Source organism: Stenotrophomonas sp. TD3 (assembly GCF_001939825.1).
Taxonomy (GTDB): Bacteria; Pseudomonadota; Gammaproteobacteria; order Xanthomonadales; family Xanthomonadaceae; genus Stenotrophomonas.
Genome location: NZ_MOYM01000002.1, coordinates 85,320 through 98,105 on the forward strand (window position 1 = coordinate 85,320; position 12,786 = coordinate 98,105).

Annotated in this window: 13 protein-coding genes; 11 read left to right on the forward strand and 2 right to left on the reverse strand. The window is 66.6% G+C overall.

Annotated elements, in window-relative coordinates:
- Positions 1-95 precede the first annotated feature (95 nt).
- Positions 96-299: a dodecin family protein gene (locus BKE09_RS17265; RefSeq protein WP_075676889.1), complete on the forward strand. Its 204-nt coding sequence runs from the start codon at positions 96-98 to the stop codon at positions 297-299.
- A gap of 6 nt (positions 300-305) precedes the next feature.
- Here BKE09_RS17265 and BKE09_RS17270 read toward each other — a convergent pair whose 3' ends face one another.
- Positions 306-1,133 (reverse strand): kinase, encoded by an 828-nt coding sequence (locus tag BKE09_RS17270; protein ID WP_075676891.1) that lies wholly within the window; start codon positions 1,131-1,133, stop codon positions 306-308.
- 40 nt (positions 1,134-1,173) lie between these two features.
- Here BKE09_RS17270 and pdxH point away from each other — a divergent pair, with 40 nt between their 5' ends.
- From pdxH to BKE09_RS17285, 3 genes are all read left to right on the forward strand, one after another.
- Entirely contained in the window at positions 1,174-1,773 is a 600-nt protein-coding gene (gene pdxH / locus BKE09_RS17275; RefSeq protein ID WP_075676893.1) for a pyridoxamine 5'-phosphate oxidase, read from the forward strand.
- 9 nt (positions 1,774-1,782) lie between these two features.
- On the forward strand, positions 1,783-2,142 hold the full coding sequence (locus BKE09_RS17280) for a hypothetical protein (protein WP_075676895.1): 360 nt from the start codon (positions 1,783-1,785) through the stop codon (positions 2,140-2,142).
- Positions 2,143-2,303: 161 nt separating this feature from the next.
- Positions 2,304-2,777 carry a DoxX family protein gene (locus BKE09_RS17285; RefSeq protein WP_075676897.1) on the forward strand — a complete coding sequence of 158 codons (474 nt, stop codon included), beginning with the start codon at positions 2,304-2,306 and terminating at the stop codon, positions 2,775-2,777.
- A 47-nt stretch (positions 2,778-2,824) separates the two neighbouring features.
- Here BKE09_RS17285 and prpR read toward each other — a convergent pair whose 3' ends face one another.
- Positions 2,825-4,408, reverse strand: coding sequence for a propionate catabolism operon regulatory protein PrpR (prpR, locus tag BKE09_RS17290; RefSeq protein WP_075676899.1), 1,584 nt, complete (start codon positions 4,406-4,408; stop codon positions 2,825-2,827).
- A 154-nt stretch (positions 4,409-4,562) separates the two neighbouring features.
- Here prpR and prpB point away from each other — a divergent pair, with 154 nt between their 5' ends.
- The 7 genes from prpB (at position 4,563) to BKE09_RS17325 (ending at position 12,771) form a co-directional block, all read left to right on the forward strand.
- Positions 4,563-5,456, forward strand: a complete 894-nt coding sequence (gene prpB, locus BKE09_RS17295; RefSeq protein ID WP_075677355.1) for a methylisocitrate lyase — start codon at positions 4,563-4,565, stop codon at positions 5,454-5,456.
- Positions 5,457-5,492: 36 nt separating this feature from the next.
- Positions 5,493-6,650 (forward strand): 2-methylcitrate synthase, encoded by a 1,158-nt coding sequence (gene prpC / locus BKE09_RS17300; protein ID WP_014038133.1) that lies wholly within the window; start codon positions 5,493-5,495, stop codon positions 6,648-6,650.
- Between the two features lie 97 nt (positions 6,651-6,747).
- Positions 6,748-9,366 (forward strand): Fe/S-dependent 2-methylisocitrate dehydratase AcnD, encoded by a 2,619-nt coding sequence (acnD, locus tag BKE09_RS17305; protein ID WP_075676901.1) that lies wholly within the window; start codon positions 6,748-6,750, stop codon positions 9,364-9,366.
- Positions 9,367-9,466: 100 nt separating this feature from the next.
- Entirely contained in the window at positions 9,467-9,724 is a 258-nt protein-coding gene (locus BKE09_RS17310) for a type II toxin-antitoxin system ParD family antitoxin (RefSeq protein WP_032127809.1), read from the forward strand.
- A complete protein-coding gene (locus BKE09_RS17315; protein ID WP_075676903.1) occupies positions 9,711-10,037 on the forward strand; it encodes a type II toxin-antitoxin system RelE/ParE family toxin in 327 nt (108 codons plus the stop codon). The genes BKE09_RS17310 and BKE09_RS17315 overlap by 14 nt, the downstream gene beginning before the upstream one ends.
- A gap of 23 nt (positions 10,038-10,060) precedes the next feature.
- Entirely contained in the window at positions 10,061-11,239 is a 1,179-nt protein-coding gene (prpF, locus tag BKE09_RS17320; protein ID WP_075677357.1) for a 2-methylaconitate cis-trans isomerase PrpF, read from the forward strand.
- Between the two features lie 71 nt (positions 11,240-11,310).
- Positions 11,311-12,771: a bifunctional 2-methylcitrate dehydratase/aconitate hydratase gene (locus BKE09_RS17325; RefSeq protein WP_075676905.1), complete on the forward strand. Its 1,461-nt coding sequence runs from the start codon at positions 11,311-11,313 to the stop codon at positions 12,769-12,771.
- The last annotated feature ends 15 nt before the right edge of the window (positions 12,772-12,786 follow it).

The following is a 12,786-nucleotide window of genomic DNA, read 5'->3' on the forward strand; positions in this document are numbered from 1 at the left end:
CTCTGATGCTAACACCTCCGTGCCCCGGCCTTTACGTTCTTCACGTCAGGGTAGGCGTTCCTGCGGGGTCTCCCGCGCCAGTCGGAGTACAGGCCATGACGGTCGCCAAGGTCATTGAAATCACCGCCTCCTCGCCGAAGAGCGTGGAAGACGCCGTACGCAGCGGGCTGAAGAAGGTCTCCGAGACGGTCAAGGGCATCCAGGGCGCCTGGGTGAACGAGACCAAGGTGGTCACCAGCGGCAGCGGCGAGATCACCGAATGGCGGGTCAACCTGCGGGTGACCTTCCTGGTGGAGTAGGCGCGCTCAGCGCACGTCCTGCACCTGGCGCTGGCCGTCCAGCACCACCACATGGTCGGCGAGGGCGGGCAGGGCGTGGAGCGCCTGCCGGCTGACCCGCTCGTAGTACTGCACGAAACGCTCCAGCTGTGGCCGGCTCATGCCGTGCCGGCCCGGCTGCGCGGCCTGCAGGTTCTGCTCCTGCTGCCAGCGCCAGCGTGGCACCACCGAGAAGTCTGGCGGCTGCAGGAACCACAGGCGGTCGCAGCGCTGCCACAGTGCCGGGTAGTCGCGGGCCAGCGCCTGGTTGCACCAGCGACGCCAGCGGCCATCGGTGTCGGCCTCGCGCTCCAGTGCGTTCAGCGGGCTGTCCAGCGCAACGTCATCCTGTGCAGGCGTGCCGAGGAACCAGCCTTCGAACACCAGCAGGTCCAGCGGTTGTTGCAGCTGCGGCCATTGCGCTTCGGGCAGGCGTTCATCGGCCAGCTTGTCGAAGCGCGGCATCGCGAAGGGCTGGCGTGCGGCCACCGCGTCCAGCACGGCGTGGGCCAGCGGCAGGTCGTGGGTGCCGGGTGGGCCGCGGGTGATCAGCAGTGGGTGCACCTGGCGGGCCAGTCGCTGGCGCTGTGCGCGGGTCAGGTAGACGTCATCGATCGACAGCGTGGCCGCGTTCAGGCCGCGTGCCTGGGCGCGCGCCACCACCTGCGCAGCCAGCGTCGATTTGCCGCTCCCCTGCAGGCCGCTGATCGCCAATACTGGAACCGCTGCACCGCTGGTCAGCGCATCGTCCAGCGCCTGTTCGGCCAATGTTTCGGGGAATCCTTTCACCTGGGGCATATACGCAGCAGCGGCCATGCAGCCACAATAGCCCAATCCGTGTGAGAAGAACGCAATCATGAGCGACCTGTACGCCGAAGCCCTGTCCACGTTTGCCGGCCTGTTCGAAGAGGCCAAACAGAGCCGCGAGGTCGAGCCGAACGCGATGACCGTGGCTACCGCCGATGCGCAGGGCCGTCCCTCGGCGCGCACCGTGTTGCTGAAGGCCTTCGACGAGCGCGGCTTCGTCTTCTACACCCACCTGGACAGCCACAAGGGCCAGGAACTGCAGGCCAATCCGCAGGCCGCACTGCTGTTCCTGTGGCGCAGCCTGCGCGAGGCTGGCATCCAGGTGCGCATCGAAGGCCGTGTCGAGCAGGTGGCAGACGCCGAGGCCGATGCCTATTTCGCCAGCCGCCCGCGCATGAGCCAGATCGGTGCATGGGCCTCGCAGCAGTCGAAGACGCTGGCAACGCGCGAAGAGTTCGACGCGCGCGTGGCCGAAATCGAAGCCCGTTTCGAGGGCAAGGACGTACCGCGCCCGGATGGCTGGAGCGGCCTGCGGGTGGTGCCTGACCGCATCGAGTTCTGGTACGGCGCGCAGTTCCGCCTGCATGAACGCTGGTGCTATGAAACCGGTGCCGAAGGGCGCTGGAGCAAGCGCCTGCTGTACCCGTAAGGCTGCCCGATGCAACGCCTGCCGCTGTACCGCGTGGTGGTGTTCGTGCCGTCGGCAGCACTGGACGCGGTGAGGCAGGGCATCCTCGCAGTGGACGCGCTGGCGGCCGGCGACTACGAGCACGGGATGTGGTGGTCGGCGCCGGGGTTCGAACAGTTCCGTCCGCGCGTGGGTGCGTCGCCCGCGCAGGGTGAGGCGGGTCGCACCGAGGTGGTCGATAGCGTGCGCCTGGAATTCTGCCTGCCTCGGAATGCGCAGCGGCTGCAGCGCATCTTCGAACAGGGCATCGTGCCGCATCACCCGTGGCAGGTGCCGGTGGTGCAGGTGGAGGAAATCGAGCTGCTGCTGGCCGACGGGCGGCTGTTGTAGAGCCGAGCCATGCTCGGCTGCTTTTGCTCTGGCGCGTAAAGCAGTCGAGCAAGGCTCGACGCTACAAGAGCGGATTGTCGCATTCGGACCCATGCGCTTCATCTGCGGGCAGGCAACCAACCGGCACACTCCAACGAATGCCCTCGATTTCCGGAGTCGCCATGTCCTCCTGGCGTTGCCTGTTTGCCGTGCCTCCACCGCGCCGCGGCGTGGAAGCCTTCCTGCTGCTGCTTGCTCGCATCGTCGCCGGCGTGATGTTCTGCGTATCCGGCTGGAACAAGGTGTTCACCGACGCGGGGCGCGAGCGCATGGTGCATACGCTGGTTGATGCAGGCATCCCGTTCCCGGTATTCAGTGCGCCGGTGCTCGGTGTGATCGAATGGATCGCCGGCGGCCTGCTGGTGCTGGGTCTGTTGAGTCGCCCCTCGGCGCTGCTGCTGGCGGGCATCTGTGCGGTGGCCGCAATGACCGATGGCATCGCACGCATTCCTGCGGGATTGAGCGTGCCCGATTGGCTGAGCTGGTTCTTCTACCTGAGCGAAGTGCCACTTGGAGTGCTGCTGCTATGGCTTGCGGCGGTAGGGAGCGGTCGGTTCGCCATCGAGGCGCGTTGGGCGCGCTCGCGCAATCTGTAGAGTCGAGCCATGCTCGACTACAGAAAGCAGTCGAGCATGGCTCGACGCTACAGATTCTCCGCGCGCAGCCAGCGCCACAGCGTAGTGCGTGAGACACCCAGCGCCTGCGCCATCCCCTCGCGATCATTGCGATGTTCCTGCAGCAGCGTCTCCAGCTGCGCACGCGGCGGACGCTTGCCGTTGCTTTCCACCGGCAATGCTACAGCGCCCTCATTCACCAGTTCGGGGGCCAACTGCAGCAGTCGCACAGCATCAATCAGGCCTTCTCTTGGCTGCCAGTGGATGCGCAGGCGATCCACCAGATTACGCAGCTCACGCACGTTGCCTGGCCAACTGGCGGCGGTCAGCACCGCCAGCGCATCCTCATCCAATGGCGCGTCGATGCCACGCAGCTGGCGGAAGAAGTGCTGCGCCAGCAGAGGAATGTCACTGCGCCGCGCACGCAGCGGCGGCAGCACGATGCGCAGTGCTGCCAGCCGATAGTAGAGGTCGCGGCGGAAGCTGCCGACGGCCGCGCGCTGCTCCAGCGACTGCAGGGTGGCGGCGACCACGCGCAGGTCCACCGGCGTCGGTTCGGTGGCACCCACGCGCAGCACTTCACGTTCCTCCAACACGCGCAGCAGGCGGGTCTGCAGCGGCAGCGGCAGTTCGCCGATTTCGTCCAGGAACAGGGTGCCGCCGTCTGCGGCTTCAACCAGGCCAACGCGGCCGCCACGGCGTGCGCCGGTGAAGGCGCCATCGCTGTAGCCGAACAGCTCCGCTTCCAGCAGTGATTCGCTGATCGCACCGCAGTTCAACGCCACGAAGCGTCCGCGACGACCGCTGGCGGCGTGTAGCTGGCGCGCCACCAGCTCCTTGCCGGTGCCGGTTTCGCCGCTGACGAGCACGGTGCTGTCATGTGGGGCGTAGAGCGCGATCTGCGCGCGCACCTGCGCCATCGCGTCGCTGCCGCCGAGCAGTTCATGCGCGTCGGCACGCGTTGCTGGGCGCCGGCGCGGGGCAGGGCGGTTGCTGCCGGAACGTGCCAGGGTCTGGGTCAGTTCCAGCGCATGTTCGAACGCCTGCCGCACCGAGTCGGCCGAATACAGCAGCACCCCGGGCAGGCCGGCCTGCTCGGCGTGGTCGATGGCCATGCCAGTGCCGACGATCACTTCGATGCCGTTGGCGCGCAGGTCGGCGATGCAGTCGCGTGCGTCCTCGCGGGTGACGAAGCGGCGATGCTCGATGTCCAGGCCGAAACTCTGCTGGAAGTTGCTGAACACCGGTACGTCGCTGGCGTGGGTGACCAGGCCGATGCGGCTGGCGATGCGGCGGGCGCGGGCCAGCGCCTCCATCAGGTCGAAGCCGTTGGCCTGGATCGGCACCAGCGGCAACTCCAGCCGGCCGCGCAGCCAGGCGGCGTTGGAGCCACCGGCGATCACCACGTCGCAGTGCTCGCGACGCAGGCGCTGGCCGATCACCTCCACCGCTTCCTCGAAGCCGAGGTTGATCTGCTCGATGCGCGCGCGGCGGTCGAACTCGGGAATGACGTCGCCGAGCAGGCCGGTCAGCCGCGAGACGCTGACCGTCCAGATCACCGGGCGGCCGGGGTCGGCATCGGCGTGGCGCAGGGGCGAGCGGGGCAGGTACATGACGGTAAGGGGCGATCAGGGTGTTTCATGATACATCTGTTTCAGTGTTTCATATGTTCCGCTGTTGCATGCCGGTCATCCCCGTGAAATCAATCGCTTGCAGCTTGGCATGGTGCTTGCGCCTACCCATCCGTTCTTCAACCTGGATTGCCGCATGACTGCTTCCGCCCCTTTCTCCGCCGGTGCCCGTTTCCGTGAGGCGCTGGCTGCCGAATCGCCGCTGCAGGTGATCGGCGCGATCAACGCCAACCACGCCCTGCTGGCCAAGCGCGCCGGCTTCCGCGCCATCTACCTGTCGGGCGGCGGCGTTGCCGCGGGCTCGCTGGGCCTGCCGGACCTGGGCATCAACACCCTGGAAGACGTGCTGGTTGACGTGCGCCGCATCACCGATGTCTGCGACCTGCCGCTGATGGTCGACATCGACACCGGCTTCGGCCCGAGCGCGTTCAACATCGCGCGCACCGTGAAGTCGCTGATCAAGGCCGGCGCGGCCGCCTGCCACATCGAGGACCAGGTCGGCGCCAAGCGTTGCGGCCACCGTCCGGGCAAGGAGATCGTCTCGCAGGGTGAAATGGTCGACCGCGTGAAGGCTGCCGCCGATGCCAAGACCGATCCGGACTTCTTCCTGATCGCACGCACCGACGCCATCCAGGTGGATGGCGTGGACAAGGCCATCGAGCGCGCCATCGCCTGTGTCGAGGCCGGTGCCGATGGCATCTTCGCCGAGGCTGCCTACGACCTGGAGACCTACCGCCGCTTCGTCGACGCGGTGAAGGTGCCGGTGCTGGCCAACATCACCGAATTCGGCGCCACCCCGCTGTTCAGCCGCGATGAACTGGCGTCGGCCGGCGTTGCCATCCAGCTGTTCCCGCTGTCGGCCTTCCGCGCAGCCAACAAGGCCGCCGAGAACGTCTACCAGGCGGTGCGCCGCGATGGTCATCAGCGCAATGTGGTGGAGACCATGCAGACCCGCGAAGAACTCTACGACCGCATCGGCTACCACGCCTTCGAGCAGCAGCTCGATGCACTGTTCGCCGCCAAGAAATAAGCAGTACCCTGCACCATCAGTTTTCGGAGGGAAAACATGAACGATACGACCGCAACCCCGACCTTCAAGCCGAAGAAGTCCGTGGCCCTGTCCGGCACCGCTGCCGGCAACACCGCGCTGTGCAGCGTGGGCCGTAGTGGCAACGACCTGCACTACCGTGGCTACGACATCCTGGATCTGGCCAACACCAGCGAGTTCGAGGAAATCGCCTACCTGCTGGTGCACGGCAAGCTGCCGACCCGCGCCGAGCTGGTTTCGTACAAGGCCAAGCTGAAGTCGCTGCGTGGCATTCCGGCTGCGGTGAAGGCGGCGCTGGAAGAGCTGCCGCCGTCGGCACACCCGATGGACGTGATGCGCACCGGCGTGTCCGTGCTCGGCTGCGTGGCGCCGGAGAAGGACGACCATAACCATCCGGGCGCACGCGACATCGCCGACAAGCTGATGGCCTGCCTCGGTTCGATGCTGCTGTACTGGTACCACTGGAGCCACAACGGCCGCGCCATCGACGTGGAAACCGACGATGACTCGATCGGTGGCCACTTCCTGCACCTGCTGCACGGCGAGAAGCCGCAGGAGTCGTGGGTGAAGGCGATGCACACTTCGCTGATCCTGTACGCGGAACACGAGTTCAACGCCTCGACCTTTACCTGCCGCGTCATCGCCGGTACCGGCAGCGACATGTACAGCGCGATCTGCGGTGGCATCGGCGCGCTGCGCGGCCCGAAGCACGGCGGCGCCAACGAAGTGGCGTTCGAAGTGCAGAAGCGCTACGACAACCCGGATGAAGCCGAGGAAGACATCAAGGCCCGCGTCGAGCGCAAGGAAGTGGTGATCGGTTTCGGCCACCCGGTCTACACCGTCTCCGATCCGCGCAACAAGGTGATCAAGGACGTGGCCCGCGAGCTGTCCGAAGAACAGTCGAGCATGAAGATGTACGACATCGCCGAGCGCCTGGAATCGGTGATGTGGGACATCAAGAAGATGTTCCCGAACCTGGACTGGTTCAGCGCCGTCAGCTACCACATGATGGGCGTGCCGACCGCGATGTTCACCCCGCTGTTCGTGATCGCCCGCACCGCCGGCTGGAGCGCGCACATCGTCGAACAGCGCATCGACGGCAAGATCATCCGCCCGAGCGCCAACTACATCGGTCCGGAAGACCGCGACTTCGTCGCCATCGACAAGCGCGTCTGATCCACCTGCTGTCCCCATCCGGCCGGCCGCGTGCCGGCCGGATGCTTTCGCCGCCGCACCGCCGGCACCCGGCCCGCCTCAAGCACTCCGCCAGCCCATGAATACCGATTACCGCAAGAACCTCCCCGGCAGCACGCTGGATTATTTCGACGCGCGTGCCGCTGTCGATGCGATCCAGCCCGGCGCCTATGCCACCCTGCCGTACACCTCGCGCGTGCTGGCCGAGAACCTGGTGCGCCGCTGCGATCCGGCCACGCTCGGCGATTCGCTGAAGCAGCTGATCGAGCGCCGCCGCGACCTCGATTTCCCGTGGTTCCCGGCGCGCGTTGTGTGCCACGACATCCTCGGCCAGACCGCACTGGTTGACCTGGCCGGCCTGCGTGATGCGATCGCCGACAAGGGCGGTGACCCGGCCAAGGTGAATCCGGTGGTGCCGGTGCAGCTGATCGTCGATCACTCGCTGGCGGTGGAGTGCGGTGGTTTCGATCCGCAGGCGTTCGAGAAGAACCGCGCCATCGAAGATCGCCGCAACGAAGATCGCTTCCACTTCATCGACTGGACCAAGCTGGCGTTCGAGAACGTGGATGTGATTCCGCCGGGCAACGGCATCATGCACCAGATCAACCTGGAGAAGATGTCGCCGGTGGTCTACGTGCAGGACGGCGTGGCCTTCCCGGATACCTGCGTGGGTACCGACAGCCATACCCCGCACGTGGATGCGCTGGGCGTGATCGCGATTGGTGTTGGCGGCCTGGAAGCCGAGAACGTGATGCTGGGCCGCGCGTCGTGGATGCGCCTGCCGGACATCATCGGTGTCGAGCTGACCGGCAGGCCGCAGCCGGGCATTACCGCCACCGACGTGGTGCTGGCACTGACCGAGTTCCTGCGCAAGGAACGCGTGGTCGGTGCGTATCTTGAATTCTTCGGCGAGGGTGCTGCGGCACTGACCATCGGTGACCGCGCCACCATTTCCAACATGTGCCCGGAGTACGGCGCGACCGCCGCGATGTTCTACATCGACGGGCAGACCATCGATTACCTGCGCCTGACCGGCCGCGAGGAATCGCAGGTGGCGCTGGTGGAGAACTACGCCCGTACCACCGGCCTGTGGGCCGATGACCTGGCCACCGCACAATACGAGCGTGTGCTGCGCTTCGACCTGTCCAGCGTGGTGCGCAACATGGCCGGCCCGTCCAACCCGCACAAGCGCGTGGCGACCGCCGAGCTGGCCGAGCGCGGCATCGCCGACGAAGCCAAGCTGGAAGCGGGCAAGGCCGAGCAGGCGCAGGGGCTGATGCCCGATGGCGCGGTGATCATCGCCGCCATTACCAGCTGCACCAACACGTCCAATCCGCGCAACGTGATCGCCGCCGCACTGCTGGCGCGCAAGGCCAACGAGCGTGGCCTGCTGCGCAAGCCGTGGGTGAAGTCGTCGCTGGCGCCGGGTTCGAAGGCGGTGCAGCTGTACCTGGAAGAGGCCGGCCTGCTGCCGGACCTGGAAAAGCTCGGCTTCGGCATCGTCGCCTTCGCCTGCACCACCTGCAACGGCATGAGTGGCGCGCTGGACCCGAAGATCCAGCAGGAAATCATCGATCGCGACCTGTATTCCACCGCCGTGTTGTCGGGCAACCGCAACTTCGATGGCCGCATCCACCCGTATGCGAAGCAGGCCTTCCTGGCCTCGCCGCCGCTGGTGATCGCCTATGCCATCGCCGGCACCGTGCGCTTCGACATCGAGAAGGACGTGCTGGGCGTGGACGCCGACGGCAACGAGGTGCGCCTGAAGGACATCTGGCCGAGCGACGCCGAGATCGACGCGGTGGTGAAGGCCTCGGTGAAACCGGAGCAGTTCCGCCGCGTCTACAACCCGATGTTCAACGTGCGCGTGGAGCACGGTGCGGCGGTCAGCCCGCTGTACGACTGGCGCCCGCAGAGCACCTACATCCGCCGTCCGCCGTACTGGGAGGGCGCACTGGCCGGTGAGCGCACGCTGTCTGGCATGCGCGCGCTGGCGGTGCTGCCGGACAACATCACCACCGACCACCTGTCGCCGTCCAACGCGATCCTGGCGTCCAGTGCCGCCGGTGAGTACCTGGCGAAAATGGGCCTGCCGGAAGAGGACTTCAATTCCTACGCCACCCACCGCGGTGACCACCTGACCGCGCAGCGCGCCACCTTCGCCAACCCGAAGCTGTTCAACGAGATGGTGCGCAACGACGACGGCAGCGTGAAGCAGGGTTCGCTGGCGCGCGTGGAGCCGGAAGGCAAGGTGATGCGCATGTGGGAAGCGATCGAGACCTACATGGACCGCAAGCAGCCGCTGATCATCATTGCCGGTGCCGACTACGGCCAGGGCAGCTCGCGCGACTGGGCCGCCAAGGGCGTGCGCCTGGCTGGCGTGGAGGCGATCGTAGCCGAAGGCTTCGAGCGGATTCACCGTACCAACCTGATCGGCATGGGCGTGCTGCCGCTGGAGTTCAAGCCGGGGACCACCCGCCTGACCCTGGGCATCGACGGCACCGAGATCTTCGATGTGATCGGCGAGCGCACCCCGCGCGCCGACCTGACCCTGGTCATCCATCGCCGCGACGGCCAGGACGTGATCGTGCCGGTCACCTGCCGCCTGGACAGCGACGAGGAAGTGGCGATCTACGAGGCCGGCGGCGTGCTGCAGCGTTTCGCGCAGGACTTCCTGGAAGGCGCCAAGGTGGCGTGATGCCGGGCTGAATGCCTGCCCCCGGCGGCCGGGGGCGGGCTTGTCCGACACCAGGGCAGGGCGCACACTGACTTGGCAAAAACTGCCAAAGGAGAGTTCCATGGCCACCATGAACATTTCGCTGACCGATCCGCTCAAGCAGTTCGTGGACGAAGAAGTGCGCGAAGGCGGCTACTCCAGTACGTCTGACTACGTGCGTGACCTGATCCGCCAGCGTCAGCGCAGCAAGGCTGAAGCGCTGCTCAAGCAGTTGATAGCCGAGGGGCTGGCGTCGGGGCCTGCCGTTCCGGTGACAGCGGCTACATTCGAGCGGATGCGTCGCGAACTGACCGAAAGGATGGAGCGTGAAGGCGATTGAATGGAGGCCCCGGGCCGAAGCAGACGCAGCCGATGCCGCGCTGTGGTTCGCACGGCAGGGTGGCCTGGTACTGGGTCGGCGCTTTCTCGTCGAGTTGGAGGCCACGCTTCAACGCATCGCGGTGTTTCCAGGCTCGGGTTCCACCCGGCACGCCGATCTTGCAGCGCAACTGCCGGTGCCTTTGCGCTTCATGCTGGTTCCGGGCTTCGAACGCTACCTCGTCTATTACCTCGATCTACCGGACCGCGTGGACATCATGCGTGTGTGGTGCGTTGATCGTGGCCTTGTCGCACTGATGCAAGACATTTCCTGAAATTCAAACGCGTGGATTCGATGATGACCTTCCTCCCGCAACTCCGTATTCCCGCCACCTACATGCGCGGCGGCACCAGCAAGGGCGTGTTCTTCCGCCTGCAGGACCTGCCCGAAGCCGCGCAGATGCCCGGCGCCGCGCGCGATGCGCTGCTGATGCGCGTGATCGGCTCGCCCGATCCATATGGCAAGCAGACCGATGGCATGGGCGGCGCTACCTCCAGCACCAGCAAGTGCGTGATCATTTCCACCGCCTCGGTGCCTGGCCACGACGTGGACTACCTGTATGGCCAGGTGTCGATCGACACCGCCTTCGTCGACTGGAGCGGCAACTGCGGCAACCTCAGTACCGCTGTCGGTCCGTTCGCGATCGCCAACGGTCTGATCGATCCGGCCCGTGTGCCGCGCGATGGCCTGTGCACCGTGCGCATCTGGCAGGCCAACATCGGCAAGACCATCATCGCGCACGTGCCGATGCGCGATGGCGAAGTACAGGAGATCGGCGATTTCGAGCTGGATGGCGTGACCTTCCCGGCGGCCGAGATCCAGCTGGAATTCATCGATCCGTCCGATGACGGCGATGCGGGCGCGATGTTCCCGACCGGCAACCTGGTCGACACCCTCGATGTCCCCGGCGTGGGCAGCTTCGAGGTGACGATGATCACCGCAGGCATCCCGACCATCTTCCTCAACGCCGCCGACCTGGGCTACACCGGGACCGAGCTGCAGCCGGCGATCAACGAGGACAAGGCCGCACTGCAGAAATTCGAGACCATCCGCGCACATGGCGCGCTGCGCATGGGCCTGATCTCGAAACTTGAAGACGCAGCGACCCGCCAGCACACGCCGAAGGTGGCCTTCGTGGCGCCGGCACAGGATTACGTGTCCTCCAGCGGCAAGGCCATTCCGGCCTCGGCCATCGACCTGCACGCACGCGCACTGTCGATGGGCAAGCTGCACCACGCGATGATGGGCACTGCCGCCGTGGCGATCGGTACCGCCGCGGCGATTCCGGGCACGTTGGTCAATCGCGCGGCCGGTGGCGGTGAACGCGAAGCGGTGACCTTCGGCCACCCCTCCGGCACGCTGCGCGTGGGCGCGCAGGCCGGCCTCGTTGACGGCCAGTGGACGGTGACCAAGGCCATCATGAGCCGCAGCGCCCGCGTGCTGATGGAAGGCAAGGTGCGGGTACCGGCCGAATAATGCTCTGGTAGATGCCAACCTTGGTTGGCAGGGTGCACGGGCAACCGTGCACCGCAACGAGGAGATCGACGATGTCCAGCAACCCCATTCCATCCAACGAGCGTGCAGCGTGGGATGCGCTGCTGGTGGATATCGTCGACTACGTGCGCGACGCGCGCATCGACTCACCCCTGGCGTTCCAGACCGCGCACCACTGCCTGCTCGACACGCTGGGCTGCGGTTTGGAAGCGCTGTCCTTCCCGGCCTGCAGCAAGCTGCTCGGTCCACTGGTGCCGGGCATCAGCGTGGTCAACGGTGCGCGCGTGCCGGGTACGCACTACGTGCTGGACCCGGTGCAGGCGGCCTTCAACCTGGGCGCGATGGTGCGCTGGCTGGATTTCAACGACACCTGGCTGGCCGCCGAATGGGGCCACCCTTCCGACAATCTCGGCGGCATCCTGTCTGTCTGCGATTGGCTGGGACGCAACGCGCAGGCCCTGCACCGCCCAGCGCCGACCCTGCATGACGTGCTGCTGGCGATGATCAAGGCACACGAGATCCAGGGCGTGCTGGCCCTGCAGAATTCCTTCAACCGGGTTGGGCTGGACCACGTGGTGCTGGTCAAGGTGGCCACCACCGCGGTGGTCGCGCAGCTGCTCGGGCTGGATCGCGAACGCATGCTCAATGCGCTGTCGCTGGCCTGGGTCGATGGCCAGGCGCTGCGCACCTACCGGCATGCGCCCAACACCGGCTCGCGCAAGAGCTGGGCGGCCGGCGACGCGACCAGCCGTGGCGTGCGCCTGGCGCTGATGGCGGCCAGCGGCGAGATGGGCTATCCCAGCGTGCTCAGCGCGCCGACCTGGGGCTTCGAGGCGGTGTCCATGCGTGGCCAGAGGCTGACGCTGGGGCGACCGCTGGGCAGCTACGTGATGGAGAACGTGCTGTTCAAGATCAGCTACCCGGCCGAGTTCCACGGCCAGACCGCAGTGGAGGCAGCGATCGCGCTGCACCAGCAGCTGCGTGCGACGGGGCGGCGGGTCGAGGACATCGCGCACATCGCGATCCGCACCCAGGAAGCCTGCATCCGCATCATCGACAAGCAGGGGCCGCTGCACAACCCGGCCGACCGCGACCACTGCGTGCAGTACATGGTCGCCATCGCGCTGCTGCATGGGCGGCTGGTGGCCGAGGACTATGAGGACGACGTGGCGGCGGATCCACGCATCGACGCACTGCGCGCAAAGATGGCCTGCCATGAGGATCCGCAGCTCAGCGCCGACTACCTGGACCCGGGCAAGCGCAGCATCGCCAACGGCCTGAGCGTGCGCTTCGCCGATGGCACCGAGCTGCCGGAGGTGTTGGTGGAGTACCCACTCGGCCACGCTCGACGCCGCGAGGAAGGCATTCCACTGCTGATGGACAAGTTCCGCCGGCACCTGGCCCACCGCTTCCCGACCGCCCAGCAGCAGCGCATCCTGGCCGCATCGCTGGACCCGGTGGCGCTGGCGGCAATGCCGGTGACCGACTACGTGGACCTGTACCTGCCGGGGTGAGGCAATCGGTAGTGC